This window comes from Acidimicrobiia bacterium, assembly GCA_035948415.1.
GTDB lineage: Bacteria > Actinomycetota > Acidimicrobiia > IMCC26256 > PALSA-555 > PALSA-555.
In genome coordinates this window covers 50,641-67,338 of sequence record DASZJD010000055.1, presented here as the reverse complement: position 1 = coordinate 67,338, position 16,698 = coordinate 50,641, and the positions used below count along the sequence as shown (strand labels likewise).

The 16,698-nt window shown below is 74.3% G+C and carries 19 protein-coding genes and 1 tRNA gene; 12 read left to right on the top strand and 8 right to left on the bottom strand.

The annotated features are described in order from the left end of the window. The first annotated feature begins 93 nt into the window (after positions 1 to 93). The 5 genes from moaC to VG869_08030 all read left to right on the top strand — a co-directional run bounded on the left by moaC (position 94) and on the right by VG869_08030 (position 3,195). Complete coding sequence (moaC, locus tag VG869_08050) at positions 94 to 591, top strand: cyclic pyranopterin monophosphate synthase MoaC (protein ID HEV3451142.1); 498 nt, start codon at positions 94 to 96, stop codon at positions 589 to 591. A gap of 133 nt (positions 592 to 724) precedes the next feature. Beyond that, the gene (locus VG869_08045; protein ID HEV3451141.1) at positions 725 to 1,279 is read left to right on the top strand and encodes a hypothetical protein; all 555 of its coding nucleotides are present in this window, start codon (positions 725 to 727) and stop codon (positions 1,277 to 1,279) included. Between the two features lie 8 nt (positions 1,280 to 1,287). Beyond that, positions 1,288 to 1,941: a haloacid dehalogenase gene (locus VG869_08040; GenBank protein ID HEV3451140.1), complete on the top strand. Its 654-nt coding sequence runs from the start codon at positions 1,288 to 1,290 to the stop codon at positions 1,939 to 1,941. Positions 1,942 to 2,024: 83 nt separating this feature from the next. After that, positions 2,025 to 2,098, top strand: a tRNA-Ala gene (locus tag VG869_08035). A gap of 200 nt (positions 2,099 to 2,298) precedes the next feature. Then, complete coding sequence (locus VG869_08030; GenBank protein ID HEV3451139.1) at positions 2,299 to 3,195, top strand: polysaccharide deacetylase family protein; 897 nt, start codon at positions 2,299 to 2,301, stop codon at positions 3,193 to 3,195. Positions 3,196 to 3,280: 85 nt separating this feature from the next. On the opposite strand, the gene VG869_08025 is transcribed toward VG869_08030, so the two are convergent. Continuing rightward, positions 3,281 to 3,517, bottom strand: a complete 237-nt coding sequence (locus VG869_08025) for a hypothetical protein (GenBank protein ID HEV3451138.1) — start codon at positions 3,515 to 3,517, stop codon at positions 3,281 to 3,283. Positions 3,518 to 4,014: 497 nt separating this feature from the next. Here VG869_08025 and VG869_08020 point away from each other — a divergent pair, with 497 nt between their 5' ends. Further along, positions 4,015 to 4,956 carry a polysaccharide deacetylase family protein gene (locus VG869_08020; GenBank protein HEV3451137.1) on the top strand — a complete coding sequence of 314 codons (942 nt, stop codon included), beginning with the start codon at positions 4,015 to 4,017 and terminating at the stop codon, positions 4,954 to 4,956. A 21-nt stretch (positions 4,957 to 4,977) separates the two neighbouring features. On the opposite strand, the gene VG869_08015 is transcribed toward VG869_08020, so the two are convergent. From VG869_08015 to VG869_07995, 5 genes are all read right to left on the bottom strand, one after another. After that, positions 4,978 to 6,156, bottom strand: a complete 1,179-nt coding sequence (locus VG869_08015) for a divalent metal cation transporter (GenBank protein ID HEV3451136.1) — start codon at positions 6,154 to 6,156, stop codon at positions 4,978 to 4,980. 247 nt (positions 6,157 to 6,403) lie between these two features. Next, positions 6,404 to 7,090 carry a TlpA disulfide reductase family protein gene (locus tag VG869_08010; GenBank protein ID HEV3451135.1) on the bottom strand — a complete coding sequence of 229 codons (687 nt, stop codon included), beginning with the start codon at positions 7,088 to 7,090 and terminating at the stop codon, positions 6,404 to 6,406. After that, positions 7,087 to 7,656 carry a disulfide bond formation protein B gene (locus VG869_08005; protein HEV3451134.1) on the bottom strand — a complete coding sequence of 190 codons (570 nt, stop codon included), beginning with the start codon at positions 7,654 to 7,656 and terminating at the stop codon, positions 7,087 to 7,089. Before VG869_08005 ends, VG869_08010 begins: the two co-directional genes overlap by 4 nt. A gap of 134 nt (positions 7,657 to 7,790) precedes the next feature. Beyond that, positions 7,791 to 8,117 (bottom strand): hypothetical protein, encoded by a 327-nt coding sequence (locus tag VG869_08000; protein HEV3451133.1) that lies wholly within the window; start codon positions 8,115 to 8,117, stop codon positions 7,791 to 7,793. 77 nt (positions 8,118 to 8,194) lie between these two features. Then, positions 8,195 to 8,662: a MarR family transcriptional regulator gene (locus VG869_07995; GenBank protein ID HEV3451132.1), complete on the bottom strand. Its 468-nt coding sequence runs from the start codon at positions 8,660 to 8,662 to the stop codon at positions 8,195 to 8,197. A 52-nt stretch (positions 8,663 to 8,714) separates the two neighbouring features. Between VG869_07995 and VG869_07990 the strand changes: the two genes are divergently transcribed. Genes VG869_07990 through VG869_07980 form a run of 3 tightly spaced genes read left to right on the top strand, consistent with a single transcriptional unit; the run spans position 8,715 to position 11,770 of the window. Further along, on the top strand, positions 8,715 to 9,704 hold the full coding sequence (locus tag VG869_07990; protein HEV3451131.1) for an ATP-binding cassette domain-containing protein: 990 nt from the start codon (positions 8,715 to 8,717) through the stop codon (positions 9,702 to 9,704). Beyond that, a complete protein-coding gene (locus VG869_07985) occupies positions 9,701 to 10,582 on the top strand; it encodes an ABC transporter permease (protein ID HEV3451130.1) in 882 nt (293 codons plus the stop codon). The genes VG869_07990 and VG869_07985 overlap by 4 nt, the downstream gene beginning before the upstream one ends. Positions 10,583 to 10,639: 57 nt before the next feature. After that, entirely contained in the window at positions 10,640 to 11,770 is a 1,131-nt protein-coding gene (locus tag VG869_07980) for a hypothetical protein (protein HEV3451129.1), read from the top strand. Positions 11,771 to 12,005: 235 nt separating this feature from the next. On the opposite strand, the gene murD is transcribed toward VG869_07980, so the two are convergent. After that, a complete protein-coding gene (gene murD / locus VG869_07975) occupies positions 12,006 to 13,403 on the bottom strand; it encodes a UDP-N-acetylmuramoyl-L-alanine--D-glutamate ligase (protein HEV3451128.1) in 1,398 nt (465 codons plus the stop codon). Between the two features lie 77 nt (positions 13,404 to 13,480). Here murD and VG869_07970 point away from each other — a divergent pair, with 77 nt between their 5' ends. Continuing rightward, on the top strand, positions 13,481 to 13,621 hold the full coding sequence (locus tag VG869_07970; protein ID HEV3451127.1) for a hypothetical protein: 141 nt from the start codon (positions 13,481 to 13,483) through the stop codon (positions 13,619 to 13,621). Between the two features lie 5 nt (positions 13,622 to 13,626). On the opposite strand, the gene VG869_07965 is transcribed toward VG869_07970, so the two are convergent. After that, positions 13,627 to 14,673: an aldo/keto reductase gene (locus VG869_07965; protein HEV3451126.1), complete on the bottom strand. Its 1,047-nt coding sequence runs from the start codon at positions 14,671 to 14,673 to the stop codon at positions 13,627 to 13,629. Positions 14,674 to 15,013: 340 nt separating this feature from the next. Between VG869_07965 and VG869_07960 the strand changes: the two genes are divergently transcribed. Both VG869_07960 and VG869_07955 read left to right on the top strand, forming a co-directional pair. Continuing rightward, on the top strand, positions 15,014 to 15,811 hold the full coding sequence (locus VG869_07960) for a PIG-L family deacetylase (protein ID HEV3451125.1): 798 nt from the start codon (positions 15,014 to 15,016) through the stop codon (positions 15,809 to 15,811). A gap of 61 nt (positions 15,812 to 15,872) precedes the next feature. Then, positions 15,873 to 16,694: an LLM class flavin-dependent oxidoreductase gene (locus tag VG869_07955; protein HEV3451124.1), complete on the top strand. Its 822-nt coding sequence runs from the start codon at positions 15,873 to 15,875 to the stop codon at positions 16,692 to 16,694. Positions 16,695 to 16,698: the final 4 nt, after the last annotated feature.

The following is a 16,698-nucleotide window of genomic DNA, read 5'->3' as shown; positions in this document are numbered from 1 at the left end:
CGTGGCGGCCGCCCTCGTCGACGGCGTCACCACCGGCTTCCAGGACGGCGCCAACGCCGCCGGCCCGCGCCGCCGCCCGTACACTGGAGCGGCGTGACCGCCTCCGAGTTCACCCACCTGGACCCGCTCGGGCGGGCCCGGATGGTCGACGTCACGGCCAAGGAGCCGAGTCACCGCCGGGCCGTCGCCCGCTGCCAGGTCCACATGCACCCCGACACGGCCTCGAAGATCGCGTCCGGCGCCATCACGAAGGGCGACGTGCTGGCCGTGGCCCGGGTGGCGGGGATCCAGGCCGCCAAGCAGACCCCGGCCCTGCTCCCGCTCTGCCATCCGCTGCTGGTCGGGGCGATCTACGTCAACTTCCGCATCGAGGAGGCCCACGTCGAGGTGGAGGCCCAGGTCGACACCGTCGACCGCACCGGGGTCGAGATGGAGGCCCTCACCGCCGCCGCCGTGGCTGCCCTGACCATCTACGACATGTGCAAATCGGTTGACCGGGGGATGACGATCGAGCGGCTCGCCTTGTGGGAGAAGACCGGCGGCCGATCTGGTCACTGGCGGCGCGCAGATGACCACTCAGGGGAGATCTGAACTTTCTCGCGTTTTCGTCCCCAAGAGTTGCCCCCGGCCTCGCCGCCCTGACTAACCTCCCTTCCAACCACGGCGGAGTCCCTTCGGGTCCGCCGTGTTGCGTTGAGGCGGAGCGAGGGGTAGCAGGGAAGCCGTGGCGGTCGTCGTCATCCTGGTTCTGGCCATCCTCTGGGCGGCGGTTCTCCTCCCACCGATCTTGCGGGCTCGCGCCGAAGGCGGCGGCTCCGGCGTCAGCGGCGGCGTCGCCGAGGTCATGTCGATGTTCACATCCGCGGTCGACCGCGTCCGCGGCAGCGAACCTGACCTGGCGCCGGTCCAGCCGCTCATGGGCCCGGTGGGCCCGATGGGCGGCCTCGGGTCGATGCGTCCCCCTGGCGGCATGACCCCGGCCCAGCGTCGACGCCGCGACGTGCTCGTCGGCCTGCTGTGCGCGGCGGGGATCACGCTCGTCATGGCCCTGTTCAGTGGGGGCACGATCGTGTTCGTCGCCCTCCACCTCATCACCGACGTGCTGCTCGGCGGGTACGTGTACCTGCTGCTGCAGCTCAAGGCCCGCGACCACGAGCGCCGGAGCAAGGTGCGCCCCCTGCACACCGCCACTCGCCGGCTGCGGACGCTTCCGGCCCTCACCGACACGAGCCCCGGCAGCGAGCCCGCGCTCGCGCTCCGCCGCACCGCGACGTCCTGACCGAACCGGTGGAGCCGGACCGCCCGCGGGAGCTCCGCGAGGCCGGCGCCGCCGCCAGCGCAGTCCTCGAGGCCCGCCACGAGGCGCGTGAGCTGACCCTTCCGCTCTGCCGGCGGGCGACCCGCGACTGCGCGCTGGCCATCCGGGCCGTCCACCGGCGCGGGCTCGACGAGGCGCGGGGCCACATCGCCGCCGCCAGCACAGCCCTCGCGGAGGCGGCCGCGGCCACGGCCGCGCACCCCGCAGTCCGGGAGGCCGGCTACCTCCACGACGCCCAGAAGGAGTTCGCCGAGGCCAACCTGACGCTGGCCTTCGTCGCCCATCAGCCCATCCCCGACGCCGACGCCTTGCGCGTCGAGCCGCCGGCCTACCTGAACGGGCTGGCCGAGGCGGCCAGCGAGCTGCGGCGGGCCGTCCTCGACCGCCTCCGCGACGACGACACCGAGGAGGCCGAGTCGCTCTTCGCCAGCATGGAGGCGGCGTACGAGCTCCTCGTCAGCATCGACTACCCCGACGCGCTGACCGGCGGGCTCCGACGGTCGACCGACGCGCTGCGCGCGGTGCTGGAGCGCACGCGCGGAGACATCACCAACGCCGTCGTGCTCGGACGCTTCGACGCCCACCTCGACGCGCGGACGAGCCGTGCGCCGACCGGGCGCTGAACCCGGGTCACCCCGCGGTGGCGGCCTCGCAACGCCAGACGAGCTGAGCCCGCGGGCCTCGCTGGTACGCTGACCGACCGCCCGGGGGTGTAGCTCAGCCCGGTAGAGCGCTTCGTTCGCAACGAAGAAGTCACGGGTTCAAGTCCCGTCACCTCCACCCACCTCCGCCCGGACGGCGCGTCGCGCACCGTGGTCGGAATCGGGTCGACCCCGACGGCGGGCGCGCCGGTCGGCCCCGCCGACGGTGACGCCAGACGCCGTCCCCCGTATCGTTGTGCAGATCGTCCGTCGGCGGCCGTGTCCCGGGGCGCGGGTCGTACGGATGCGGGTCGTGCGGATGCGGGTCGCGTGGATGTGGTGCAGGTGGAGAGGACGACTGCGGGCAGCTCGGGGCGGCGGCAGCGGCGCCGACGTCGCCACCGCCGACGCCTGCTGCTCGTCGGCGCGGGTGTCGTGCTCCTCGTCGCCGGCCTGGCGAGCTTCGTCGTGGCGCGGTCGGGGACGCTGGACTCCGGCGTCAGCGCGACGGCGCGACCGCGCGCCCACCGGTCGGCGCCGATCCCGACGACCGCGGCAACGGCACCTCCGAGCACCACGACGACGATTCCGCCGCCCCCGGCGGTGGCTCCTCGCGTGGACCACGTGGTCACGACCGACCCCGTCGTGTTCGTCACCATCGACGACGGCTGGCACCCGCTTCCCGACGTCCTCGCCTTCCTGCAGGCCCGCCACGCGCCGGTGACCGCGTTCCTCATCGCGCCGATCGCCCAGCGCGACGCCGACTTCTACCGTCAGGTCATCCAGCTCGGTGGCACGGTCGAGAACCACACGATGCACCACGCCGACCTGGCTCGGCTCTCCCTGAGTCAGCAGGCCGGCGTCGAGCTCTGTCCGGCCGCGGACCTGATCGGTGCGACGTTCGGTCGCCGTCCGCTGCTCGCCCGCCCTCCGGGCGGGGCCGAGAACCAGTTCACCGATCGGGCCGTCGGCTACTGCGGGATGTACGCGACCGTGCGGTGGGACGCCAAGTTCAGCGACCATCAGCTCAGCTTCGCCCGCCCGGGCGGCCCGCGACCGGGCGACATCGTGCTGATGCACTGGGGCCCGGGGCTGCTCCAGGACCTCCGGACGCTGTTCCCGCTCCTGGACGCCGCCGGCCTGCACCCGGCGCCCCTGCAGGACTACATCGGGCCGACGGCGACGCACACGGGCACCACGCCGTCAGTCCCGACGGTCGGCGCCGGGTCCGAGTGAGGCGAGCCTGGTCCTGGCGCGCTGACGCTGCCGACCGCCTCCGACCGCGGCGCCGCGCGCGTCACGGCCGGCGCGCGATCCGGCCTCACGAGGACGGCGTGGTCGGCGTTCGCTTGGGGAGCCTCGAGAGCTGACTCCCGTTGGGATAGCGGGCCGAGCAGAAGGAGCCGACCTGCTGGAACGCCGGCGCGGACGAGGAGTACCCGAGCTTCGCGAGACCCTTGACCTCGCAGTCCTGGGCGGGCCGCGACGGGACCGAGTCGCAGAGCGCCGCGATTCGGAAGATGACGCCAGCGAACTGGGCGTCACGCTTGTGCCACACGAATCGGAATCGGCCCGGATTGCTGAGGCCGAGAGCGCGTTCGCACGCCGTCACGCGGGCGTTCGACGTGACGACCACGCCCGTCGGCGCCGCGGTCGATCCGCCCCCGCTGTCGGTCCAACGTCCGATCAGGAACCCGAGGCCGACGAGCAGGACGGCGCCAAGCGCCGCCCATACGCTCCTTCGAAGGATCGGGCTCTGCACACTCACTGCCATAGCGCCTGGGCATGATGGCAGGTTCGGGTGCTGGACGACAGATCGCGCGCCAGCGGCGGCGGTGACGACGGCGCGCGGCTCGTCGTTCGGCGCGCTCAGCCGAGAGGGGGCGAGCCGCGGATCTCCGCCCGCTGGTGGTCGCCGGTGGCGCTGTGGGTGGCCCGCCCACGCCGGCGTTCGCGTCGCGCGGTCACGACGCTTCGTGGCGACCCCGGTTGTGCTCGACGGTTTGCTTGAATGGGCGCTGCGGGCAGATCGGTCAACGGGTAGCCATCGGGGTCGTGACGGAGCGGCGCAGGTCTGGGCGGAGTTCGGCGCGCGGCCGCTCGCGGCCGGGCCGGCGACGCGCGCTGGTCGTCATCGGGGTCTTCGCGCTCGCGGCCGTGCTCGCCGCGGCCAGCTTCGCGGCCGTGTCGTCCGGCGCGGGCTCGAGCCGCCACGACGTCGGGTCGCGCGCGGCGCCGAACGTGGACCCGACGCCGGCGACAGACCCACCGACCACCGCGCCGCCGCCGCCGACGAACCTGCCCCCGTGGCCGGACCGGGCACCGGTCGTGGCCAGCGGGCCCCGGGACCGGTCTTCGGTCGCGCTCACGTTCGATTCGAACCTCACCGACGCCATGATCCAGGAGCTGAACTCCGGCAGGGTGGCGTCGTTCGCCAACGTCGCGGTGCTCGACGAGCTCGACCGGCTGCAAGTCCCGGCGACGATCTTCCTGGCCGGGAAGTGGATGGAACGGTACCCGGACCTCACCCGACGCATCGCCGCCGACCCGCTCTTCGAGGTCGCCAGCCACTCCTACTCGCACCGCGCCTTCCACCAGCCCTGCTACGGACTCGGGACGCTGCCGGCCGCCCAGATGGCGGACGACGTCCGGCACTCAGAGGCCCTGCTCCGGCTGTTCTCGACCCGCGCGACCCCCTACTTCCGGTTCCCCGGCGGCTGCTACGACGACGCCGCGCTGCGGGCCGTCGCCCCGACGGGCGTCACGGTGGTCCAGTACGACGTGGCGAGCGGCGACGCCTTCGGGACGTCGGTGCGCGCCATCGTCAGCAACACCCTCGCCAGCAGCAGGAACGGGTCGATCATCGTGATGCACATCACCGGCGGCAACACGGCCCCGCTCACGGCCCAAGCTGTCCCCTTCGTCGTCAACGGCCTGCGCCAGCGCGGGTTCCGGCTCGTGAAGCTCTCCGACCTGCTCGCCCCGGCCGGGGGCTGACGGGGCCCGGCGCCTCCGGCCTCAGGTCAGGCCGAAGAGCTCGTCGGCGAGGTAGAGCGCGCCGGCGACGCTGATCACCACCGTGACCGCCCACGCCCCTGCCCGGAGGGCGGGGCCGATCGGGCGGCCCCGCATCACGCGGCCGTCACCGGCGACGAGCACCAGGCACGCCAACCCGACGGGCGCCCCGACGCCGCCGGCGATGCTGGCGTCGAACAGCAGCCGGATGGGGGAGACGTCGAGCGTCGTGACCGCGACCGCGGCGGCCATGGCCAGCCCGAGCACCGCGTAGAAGCGGGGGGCGCGGGCCACGGGCTCGGACAGGCCGCGCCGCCACCCGTACTCGGCGCCGACGACGTACGCCGCGGTGCTCATGAGCACCGGGACCGCCACGAGCGCCGAGGCGAGCAGGCCGAAGCCGAACACGGTGCTCGCGGCGGTGCCGGCCAGCGGGGCGAGGGCCCGCGCCGCGTCTTGGGCCGTCTGCACGGGATGGTGGTGGACCCCGAGCGTGGCGCCGGTCGCCACGAGGATGAACCACATGATGAGGACCGCGAAGACGATGCCGACGGTGGCGTCGGTCTCGGTCAGCCGCAGCGACCCGCGGGGCCGCCGCTCCTCGGCCAGCTGTGCCGATTGCCAGACGTAGACGTAGCTCGTGATCGTCGTGCCGAGCAGCGCCAACGCGCCGGCGACGTAGTCGTGCGTGAGCGAGAACGTCGGCACCGCGCTGTGGTACAGCACCGAGCTCCACGCGACGTGGGTGAGACCGGCCGAGACGGCGTACGCGAGCAAGGCCATCGCCCCGTACTTCAGGGCGCGCTGGATCGCCGGGTAGGTGCCGACGAAGAGCAGCCCGACGATCACGATCCCCAGCGGCGCCACGAGCCAGCGCGCCGGCGCCCCGGTGAGCAGCTCGATCGACGAGGCGCCGGCCTCGAGGTCGGCGGCGAGGGTGAGCACGGTCACGACCACGATCGACGCCAGCAGCAGGTGCTGCACCGGCCAGCCGAACCGCTGACGGGCGGCGCCCTGGAGGTCGGTCTGCCCGAGGAGGCCGAGGCGGGACGCGATGACCTGGACCACGATCAGCATCGGCGCGACGAGGAGCGTCAGCCACGCCAAGCCGAACACGGTGGTGGCGCCGACGACGGCGATCGCGGCGACGGTCGTGGGATCGATGTCCGACGCGCCGGACACGAGTCCGGGCCCGATCGCCCGCAGGTGGTCGCGGGGGCGGTGCGGTGCTCGTGCCGCTCGCGGCCCGGAGGTGGCGGCGGCCTGCCGCGATGCCCGTCGCGCGCGCGGCCTGCTTCGCTTCCGGCTCGGTGAACGCCGCACGGACCTGCCCGATCGCACGCGCCTGGGCGGCGATCATCGCACGAACGCGGCCGCCGGTGTCACGACGTCGGCCCGGGGGGGAGTGCTCGACGCCGTCGCGGCGTGCTCAGCGGCCGCTCGACGCGCCGGGCGTGCCCGGGATGGGGAGCGGCCGCCCGGCCCCGAGCGCCGCGAAGACCTTGGCCAGGTCGGACGCGGCGATCTCGCCGCTGAGCCGACCGGCGACGGCGCCGTGGGCGTCCACGAACACGAGGAACGGGTAGGCGGGGAGCCCGTACGCGGTGGCGGCCGTTGCGTGGCTGGTGTCTACGAGCACCGGGAACGGCCAGTGCTCGCGGGCCAGCCACGCCGACGGCGGGTAGTTCGGCGCCGCGGGGTCGGTGCCGGTCGCGACGCCGACCACGGGGACCGGGATCTGGCCGCTGCGGGCCAGGGCGACCATGCGCGGCACCTCGGCCTGGCAGTGCGGGCACCAGTGGGCCACGAAGACGACCGCGAACGGCTGACCGGTGTCGGTCACGGTCAGGGGGGCGCCGCTGAAGGTGACGCCGACGAGCGTCGGCGCCGCTCGGCCCACCGCCGGGTCCGAGCCCGAATCGGGAAGGGTCGGGAGCGGCGCGCCCTGCACGGTGACCCGCGACGCGATCTCGACGGTGCCCCCGGCGTGGCCGTGACCGGAGCTGCTGGTGCTGCCGCCGCCGCCCGCGCTGACCACCGCGGCGACGATACCGGCCGCCACGACGACGACGCCGACCGCGCCCCACAGCCAGGCCCGGCTGCGGCCGCCGCTCACGAGGATCCCGCCCCTGCCGCTCGGTGCCAGGCCCGGTCGGTGGCCAGCAGCGCCGCGACGAGCGCGAACGCGCTCAGCGCCATGAACGCGAGCGTCACGAAGCCAAGCTCCTCGAAGTACGGGACGGCGCACGGCGCCCCGACCGAACAGGACGAGGTCGACGCGATCGACGGCACTCGCTCGACGAGCCAGTGGTAGGTCGCCAGGGGGACCCCGACCGCGACGAGCGGAGCCGCGCACCACCACGAGGTGGCGTCCCGGCGGAGGACGCCCACGGCGAGGACCACCACGAGCGGGTACATGCAGATGCGCTGGTACCAGCAGAGCTCGCACGGAACGAATCCGACGACCTCGGAGTAGTAGAGGCTGCCGCCGGTGGCGGTGAGGGCGACGAGGAGGGCCAGGCCCCGGGCCTGCGGCCCGACGAACTGCACCAGCCCGCGGCGGATCCGACGGCCGCCGGGGACCATCCCGGCCAGCGCGACGCACGCGGACGCGACGACCACGCCGTCGGCCACGAGCGTGAGCGCGGTGAAGAAGGCGTTCGCGGCGGCGGCGCGGTGCACGAGGGGCTCAGTGGTGGGCTCGCCTCGCCGAGGACGGCGGACGAGGCCGAGCGGCGCGGGCCCGCGGCCGGTCGAGGCGGCACAAGGTGACCAGTATCGTCTCGGGGCCCGCCGCGTCGGACGCGGCGCCGTGGTCAGCCCGCCGCGGCGCGGTCGCGCAGGACGCGGACCAGCTCGCGGTTCCCGACCCCGCGCCGGGCGTCGAGCTCGAGGCCCAACTCGTGACCCGCGAAGACGAGCCGCAGTCGGGTCGCCGTCAGCGCGGCCGACGCCGTCGCCGTGACCTCGGATCGATCCCAGGCGCCGATCAGCGCGCCGACGCCGTCACCTTCGGCGCGGAAGCCGTAGAGCCGGGTGGGGGTGACGGCGAGCCAGGCTCGCGACGGCCAGCCCGGGTCGTTGCCCGGTCCGCCCGCCCCCCGGGCGACCACCCAGCCCGCGGCCACGACCCGCTCCGGCACGCGGGCCTGGACCCTCGCTCGGTGCTCAGCGGCTTGGCGATCCCCCCGAAGCACGTCGTCTCCTCACGGACCGCCGATCAGGGGGCCGCTGGGGCCGGCTCGGACTCGGCGCGCTCGAGGATCGTCGAGAGGAGCGCCGACAGCTGCGCCCGCTCGTCCTCGGTGAGCGCGTCGAAGAGCGTCACGGTCGTGAAGATCCGCTCGTCGAGCGCCGTTCGCACGGCGCGACCCGCCGGCGTCAGGGTGAGCAGCTTCACCCGGCGGTCCTCGGGGTGGGCCTCGCGGGTGACGAAGCCCCCGGACTCGAGGCGGTCCACGATGCTCGTGACGTTCGAGCGGTCGAGCCCGAGCTGCTCGGCGAGGGCGCCGGTGGCGAGCGGCTGCTCGAGCCGCCAGAGGGCCCGGCTCTGCAGGAACGACAGGCCGAACTCGCCGGCGAGCTCGGCCGCGTGCGACCGCAGCCGCCGCACCACCCCGAAGCAGAGCTCGGCCAGCTGGCGCCGGGAGCGGTCGGCTCGAGGGCCCGACAGGTAGTTATCGATCACCGCAAGGGTAGAGTACCTTCGTTCGCCCGGCGAGGAGCAAAAGCGAGGCCCGGTGCCCCTGGAGTCGACAATCGAGGTCCGAGACCTCCGGAAGCGCTACGACGGCCTCGAGGCCGTGCGCGGGGTGACCTTCGACGTCGCGCCGGGCGAGACGTTCGGGTTCCTCGGGCCGAACGGGGCCGGGAAGTCCACCACCATCTCGATGCTCTGCACCCTCATCACGCCGTCCGGCGGCTCGGCCCGGGTGGCCGGCTTCGACGTGACCGGCAACCCCCTCGGGGTCCGGCGCCGCATCGGCCTCGTGTTCCAGGACCCGACGCTCGACGAGTACCTGACCGCCCTCGAGAACCTCCAGTTCCACGCCCAGCTCTACCGGATGCCGCGCGAGCGCGCCGCCGAGCGGATCCCGGCGGTCCTCGAGATGGTCGGCCTCTGGGAGCGCCGGAGCGGGCTGGTCCGCACCTTCTCGGGTGGGATGAAGCGCCGCCTCGAGATCGCCCGGGGCCTCCTCCACTCCCCCCGCGTGCTGTTCCTGGACGAGCCGACGGTGGGGCTCGACCCCCAGACCCGGGTGAACATCTGGGACTACATCCAGGCGCTGCGGGACCGCGAAGCGATCACGATCTTCCTCACGACCCACTACATGGACGAAGCCGAGTACTGCGACCGCATCGCGATCATCGACAACGGCGAGATCGTGGTGATGGACACGCCCGACGCGCTCAAGGCGGCCGTCGGGAAGGACCGCATCGAGCTGCGCACCGAGGACGACGACCAGGCGCGCCGTGAGCTCGGCGAGGCCTTCGGGATCGAGGCCACGCCGACGAGCGAGGGGCTGACGTTCCACGTCGCCGAGGGGGAGGAGTTCGTCCCCCGCCTGTTCGCGGCCCTGGACGTCGGCATCAAGGCGGTGAGCATCGCCCGGCCCACCCTCGACGACGTGTTCATGCGCCACACCGGGCGCACGATCCGAGACGCCGAGTCCTCGGCGACCGACCGGCTCATGATGAACCCGATGGTGCGAGCCAGGAGAGGCCGATGACGACGACCACCACCAGCACCTCCATGCCCGCGGTCGCGCCGGTGGTCGACCTCCATGAGGGCGCGGCCTGGTACGACGACCTTCGGGCGGCGCGCGTCGTGTGGAAGCGGGAGATCATCCGCTTCGGCCGCAACCGAATCCGAATCCTCACCTCGCTGGCTCAGCCGATCCTCTTCCTCTTCGTGCTCGGCACCGGCTTGGCCCCGGTGGTGAAGGTCCCCGGCGGCTTCGACTTCCGCACCTTCATGTTCCCGGGCGTGATCGCCATGACGATCCTGTTCACCGCCATCTTCTCGGCGGTGTCGATCGTGTGGGACCGAGAGTTCGGTTTCCTGCGCGAGATGCTCGTGGCGCCGGTTCGTCGCGGCGCGATCATGGTGGGCAAGTGCGCCGGCGGCGCCACCGTCGCCACGATGCAGGGCATCATCATCCTGGTCCTCGCCGGCCTCGTGCACGTCCCGTACTCGCCGGTGCTGTTCATCGAGCTGCTCGGCATGATGGTGATCACCGCCACGATGCTCACTGCCTTCGGGCTCTTCCTCGCCGCCCGGATCCAGGAGATCGAGTCGTTCCAGGTGGTGATGCAGCTCTTCGTCCTGCCGATGTTCTTCCTCGCCGGGGCGGTGTTCCCGATCCACCGGCTGCCGGCGTGGCTCGGCACGCTCACCCGGTTCGACCCGCTCGCCTACGTCGTCGACGCCATGCGGCGAACGGTCTTCACCCACGCCCACGCCTCGGCCGCGGTGACCCGCACCCTCGAGCCGGGCATCACCTGGGGCGGCTGGCACCTCCCGGTCCTCTTCGAGCTCGGGTTCGTCGCCCTCGTCGCCGTCGCCCTGCTGGTCGGCGCGGTGGCCCAGTTCGCCCGGGTCGAGTGACGGGAGCGGGAACACGACCGCGGCGGAGGTGTTGAGCACAGGGTCAGGGGGTCAGCGATGCCGGTGCCGTTCCCGAGCCCAGCCACGGTCAACCTCAACCCGCCCGACGCCGAGGAGGTGGCGTTCCTGTCCCGCGGGGTCGCCACCGCGATGGCTCCGCCCGGAGGCCTGACCGAGCTCCAGCACGCCTTGCTGGACGCGGTCTTCCACGAGATGACCGGCTACCCGATGCCGGAGCGCCCCGAGCCGATCGACGCGGCCGAGTGGGCGGCGGGGCTGGCCGGCCGCGAGGAGGGCTTCCGCACGCGGATGGTGCAGCTGATGCTGCTGGGGGCGCTGGTGCTGCGTCCGCTGCCCGCCGAGGTGGCGGTGCGGGTCCAGGCCTTCGCCGCCGAGCTCGGCGTCGACGAGGGCATGCTCGGCGTCGCCCAGGAGTTCGCGGCCGGGACGCTCGGCCTCGCGGCCTTGGACTTCGACCGCAACGGCTACACCGCCGACTGGTCCTCCGAACGCCAGGCCGCCCTCCACACCGCGACCCCGCTGGCCGTCGCGTGGGAGCAGTCGGTCCACGACGCCGACCTGGCGGCGCGGTGGTGCGCGCTCGAGCGGCTGCCGGCGCGGACCCTCGGGCGTCGGGTCGCCGACTTCTACCGGGCCCGTGGATTCGTCTACCCCGGCCTGCCGGGCTCGGCGCCCCCGCTGCTGGCGCAGCACGACTGGGTGCACGTGTTGGCCGACTACGGCACCCGGGTCGAATCGGAGCTCGAGGTGTTCGCCTTCATCGCGCGCGCGAACGACGATCCGCGGGCGTTCAGCCTCCTCGCGATGGTGGTGTCGCTGTTCGAGACCGGCTACCTGCGGGCCGGCGCGGGGCTGTTCGAGTCGATGCCGGGGCAGCTCTCGCACCGAGGCGTGGCCGAGCGCGTCGCCGACGCCATGCGTCGCGGCGCCCGCGTGACCGGCAGCGTCGACTTCCTCGCCGTGGACTGGTTCGACCTCGCCGCGCTCGACGTGGAGGATGCCGCGGCCCACTTCGGGGTGGTGCCGAAGAGCCCCGAGGCCGTGGCGGCCGGTTCGGTCGGGCCGTGGCAGCCCGGCGGCATCAGCGAGTTCCAGTGGCGGGCGGGGGAGGAGCTGGCTCGGCGGACCGAGCGCCCCTACGAGTCGTTCGGCGCCGCCGTGGCCTGAGCCCGGTCGGGCGGCCACCGGCACGCGTCACCGCACGCGCGCGAAGACGACGAGGGGCCGGTCGCCGAGCGCGGGGCGGAGGGTCACCCGGTCGGCGGCGTCGAGCGGCGAGCGGAGGTCACAACCCCACCGCGCCGAGCGGTCCGTCGAGGGTGTCGAGGTGGACGCTCACGACGCGATCCTCCCCCCTCCTCGCCCCCCGGTTGCCAGCGATCAGGAACGCGTCACCGCGGCGTCACGACCCGGCGCGGGCCTCGAGCTCCTCGACCGCGGCTCGGAACCGGTCGCCGCGGTCGAACTCGTCGACGAAGACCCCGAAGCTGGCGCAGCCCGGTGAGAGCAGCACGACCCCGCCCGCGGGCGCGAGCGCGGCGGCCCGCGCCACCGCCGCCGCCATCGAATCGAACGGGCCGTGCACGGGCACGGCGTCGCCCAGCCGGCGGCGCAGCCCTGCCGTGCCGGAGCCGGCGAGCAGCACGATGTGGGCGGCGTGCGCCGCGAGCGCCGTCGCCAGCGGGGCGAGGTCGAGGCCCTTGTCGGACCCTCCAGCGACGGCGACGATCGGGCGACCCTCGAACGCGGTCAGCGCGGCGACGGCGGCGTCCGGTGTGGTGGCCGCGCTGTCGTTCACGAAGTCCACGTCGCCGATGGTCGCCACCGGCTCGAGGCGGTGCGGGACGCCGTCGAAGCCGGCCACGGCGCGACGCACCTCGGCCGCGCCGACGCCGACCGCGAGCGCGGCGCCGGCGGCGGCGAGTGCGTTCCGGCGGTTGTGCGCGCCGGGGACCCGCAGCGCGCCCGCCGGACCGAGGTCGAGGGCGGTGCCGTCCCACGACGCCACGAGCCGGTCGTCCTCGAGGAACAGGGTGCGCTGGCCGTCGTGGGCCCGGTCGGCGAAGGTGATCGTGCCGGCGGGGGTCCCGGCGACGAGCGGCGCCACGCTCGGGTCGTCAGCCGGGAAGACCTTCCAGTCGTCGCGTCGCTGGTTGCGGACGATGTTCGCCTTGGCGGTGGCGTAGTCCTCGAACGACGGGTACCGGTCGAGGTGGTCGGGGCGCAGGTTGGTGATCACGGCCACGTGCGGCGAGAGCGCGTGCTCGCCGAGCCCCTCGAGCTGGAACGAGGACAGCTCGAGCGCGGCGGGGACGCCGGGCTCGACGTCGTGGAGGCGAGCCAGGGCCGACCGGCCCATGTTCCCGGCGACCACCGTCGTCGGCCACCGCTGGCGGAGCATGCCGTGCAGGAGCATCGTGGTCGTGGTCTTGCCCTTGGTGCCGGTGACGCCGACGGTCGGGGCCGGGCAGGCCCGCAGGAAGAGCGTCATCTCCATCTCGACCCTCGCGCCGTTGGCCTCGGCGACCCGCAGGTAGGGCGAGTCGCGCCGGACGTCGGGGTTTCGGATCACGACGTCGGCCCACCGGAAGTCGGCCTCGTCGTGACGACCGAGGACGAAGGCGATGGGCTGGTCGCGGAACGCCTCGACCACCGCTCCGAACCGGGCGGGGTCACCCGCGTCGGTGACGCGCACCTCGGCGCCCGACTCGGCCGCGTACCGGATGGCGCCGACCCCGCCGGCGCGGCGGCCGACGCCCATCACCAGTACCCGCTTGCCGCGGAGGCCCCCGCCGGTCATCGGCGACGCGGGCGGACGGGCCCGATCCCGCCCGGCGCCCGCCCGCCGTGCGGTGCCGGGACCATCATGGGGGCCCGGTGGCGAGTGGCGAGCGACGTCGAGCGCGCCCCGCGGGCGCGGGCCTGGCCGAGGCCGGCTTCACGCGCTCGTCGCTCCTGCTGCTGGCCGTCCTGCTCGTGGTCGCGGCCGGCTCGGCGGTCGTGATCCTCACGCGCTGACGGGCTCAGGTGATCCGCTCCCGCATCCAGCCCGAGGTGTTGTGGAAGTCGGCGACCGCGCTCCCGGCCGGGACGAGCTCGTCGCAGGCGGCCCGAGCCTCGTCGTCGAGCGACCGCTCGAGGACGCCGAGCGCGTCCTGCAGCTGGGATCGGGTGCGCGGCCCGACGATCGGCGCGGTGACGTCCGGCTGGTCTTTCGCCCACAGCAGCGCCAGCTGGGCGCTCGTCAGCCCGCGCTCGGCCGCGAGCGCACGGAGGCCGCGCGCGACATCCAGCGCTGCGGGCGTCAGCCGCTCCCGAAGCTGCGGGCGGCGGGCCGCGCGCGCGCCGTCGGGGATCTCGTCGACGTCGTCGTAGCGGCCGGCGAGGATGCCGGCCCCCAGCGGTGACCAGGGGAGCACGCCGAGGCCGTGGGCCCGGCACAGCGGCAGCAGCTCGTTCTCCACCCGCCGGTCGAGCAGGTTGTACGGCGGCTGCTCGGTCGCGTAGGCGGGCCGGTCGTCGCGGGCCGCGATGCACAGCGCCTCCATGACCATCCACGCCGGGTGCGTCGAGCAGCCGAGGTGTCGCACCTTGCCGGCCCGGACGAGCTCGTCGAAGGCGGCGAGCGTCTCGTCCTGGGGCACGACCAGCGAGGGTCGGTGCAGCTGGTACAGGTCCACGCGGTCGGTCCGGAGGCGCCGGAGGGACTCGTCGCACGACGCGACAATGTGGTCCCGCCGGTGCCACGTGCCCGGCGGCGCGGCGCCGCGGGGCATGCCGACCTTCGTGGCGAGCACGATCTCGTCGCGCCGACCGTTGGCCGCCAGCGCGGCGCCGACGATCTCCTCGCTGCGGCCACCGGCGTACACGTCGGCGGTGTCGATCATCGTGATCCCACCGTCGAGGGCGGCGTCGATGATGGCCGTCGACTCCTCGGGGTCGGTGGGGTCACCGAAGTTCATGGCGCCGAGGCACAGGGGGCTGACCATGAGCCCGGTGCAGCCGAGGGCGCGGAGGGTCGGCGCGACCGCGCCGCTCGGCCGCGTCGGGGCGGAGCGATCGGCGGCCACGACCGCAGTCTCGCGTGCGGGCGGGGCGGCCCCGGAGGTGGGCAACGCCCACCTCGACGGGGCACCCCACCGTTCGCCCGACGGCCCCCAGCGGGTGGGGCGGGGCTGGGCATCGCTGAAGGTGCCGGGCGATCGCGGCGTGCAGCGCACGCCACCCGCCGCACCCATTTGTACCGCAGATCGCGGCCGGACGCGCACGCCGGGTGGCCCCGAGACCGGCAACCCGGTCGGAGAGGCGCCTCATCAAAGCCGCGAACGGGTCGAAACCCCCCCGAAAGGTCGGGGCAGTGTGGACCCGCTCCGGCCCAAGCCGGCGTGAAGGCGACCTCGGCTTTCTGGGATGCTGCCGCCCGTGGCCCGGCCCGCACCCCCCGACATGCGGGACTGGGGCACCGTCCCGGCGGCCGAGCTCGAGCGCGTCGTCGTCGTGTCGCCCCATCTCGACGACGCGGTGCTCGGGTGCTCGTACCTGCTCGCGGCGCACCCCGGCGTCGTGGTCGTCACCGCCTTCGCCGGGCGCCCCGACCGCTACCCAGACCCGCCGGGCCACTGGGACGCCCTCGGCGGGTTCGGTCCCGGCGACGAGGTGCACGTCGCGCGGCGGGCCGAGGACGCCGCTGCGCTCGCCGGCTTCGCCGCCCGACCGGTGTGGCTCGACTTCGTCGAGCACTCCTACCTGGACCGCGCCGACTGGATCCGGCCCCACGAGGTCGTCGACGCGCTCGACGAGGCCGTGCGCGCGGTGCGTCCGACGGCGGTGTTCGCGCCGTTTGGGCTTGCGAACCCCGATCACGACTGCACCCACGAGGCCGCCATGCTGGTGCGCGAGCGCATGCAGGCCGACGGGGACGGCGCGGCGTGGTTCTGCTACGAGGACATGGGCTACCAGCACATCCCGGGTCTGCTGGCGTGGCGCATCTCGGCCCTCTTCCGGCGGGCGGTCTGGCCGACGCCGGCGGCCGTGCCCGTCGACGTGGACCACGAGCGCAAGCGCGCCGCGGTCGCGTGCTACCCGACGCAGGTGCGCGCCCTCGAGGCCGAGTGGGGCCTGCTGCGCAAGCTCGACGCACCGGCCCCCGAGCAGTACTGGCGCCTGGCCCCGCCGCCCCCCGGCTGGGAAGCGCTCATCGAGCGATGAGCCGCGCACCGGGCCGTACACTGCCGGGCCCCGTGCGGCGCGACCGGTGCCGCGGAGAGGGATGAGCATGCGAATCGGCCTCGACGTCGCCCAACAGCGCATGCCGTGGGCGGAGGTGGTGGCGCGGGCCCGGTTCGCGGACGACGCCGGCTTCGACGGCGTCTGGGGCTTCGACCACTTCCAGCCCATGTACGGGTCGGGGCCCGGGGAGTGCTTCGAGGGCAACACCACCCTCGCGGCCTTGAGCGGCCTCACCGAGCGGGCGCGGCTGGGACTGCTGGTGACGGGGCTCACGTACCGCCACCCCTCGGTGCTGGCGGCGGAGGCGATCACCATCGACCACGCCTCCGGCGGCCGCTACGAGCTCGCGTACGGCGCGGCGTGGTTCGACGGCGAGCACCGTGCCCTCGGGATCCCGTTCCCGCCCACCGGGGAGCGCGTCGCCGCGTTCGAGGAGGCGGTGCAGGTCGTGCGGGGCCTGCTCACCACCGACCGGTTCTCGTTCGACGGCCGCCACTACCAGGTCCGCGAGGCGACGCTGCGGCCGCGGCCGGTGCAGCAGCCGCGCCCGCCGATCTGGATCGGGGCGTCCGGGGATCGGATGCTCGGCGTCGCGGCGCGGCACGCCGACGTCTGGCACTCGTTCGGGCCCCCGGACCACCTGGCCGAGCGGTCGGAGCGCCTGAGCGAGCTGGCGGCGGCGGCCGGCCGCGACCCGGCCGCGATCCTGCGCGCCGGCTCGCTCTCCCTCGACGGCGGCGTCGACGACGCGCGCCGCACCATCGACCGGTGGCAGGAGGTCGGGTTCGGCTACCTCGTCGCGGGCTGGCCGAGCGAGGGGCAGCCGACCGTCGAGGCGTTCGCGGCCGCAGTCCTCGGCTGACGCC

Coding starts and splice junctions, on each gene's coding strand:
- VG869_07985 (HEV3451130.1), top strand. CDS start 9,701: ATGACGACGACCACCACCAGCACCTCCATGCCCGCGGTCGCGCCGGTG.
- VG869_07980 (HEV3451129.1), top strand. CDS start 10,640: ATGCCGGTGCCGTTCCCGAGCCCAGCCACGGTCAACCTCAACCCGCCC.
- VG869_07955 (HEV3451124.1), top strand. CDS start 15,873: ATGAGCATGCGAATCGGCCTCGACGTCGCCCAACAGCGCATGCCGTGG.
- VG869_07960 (HEV3451125.1), top strand. CDS start 15,014: ATGCTGCCGCCCGTGGCCCGGCCCGCACCCCCCGACATGCGGGACTGG.
- murD (HEV3451128.1), bottom strand. CDS start 13,403: ATGACCGGCGGGGGCCTCCGCGGCAAGCGGGTACTGGTGATGGGCGTC.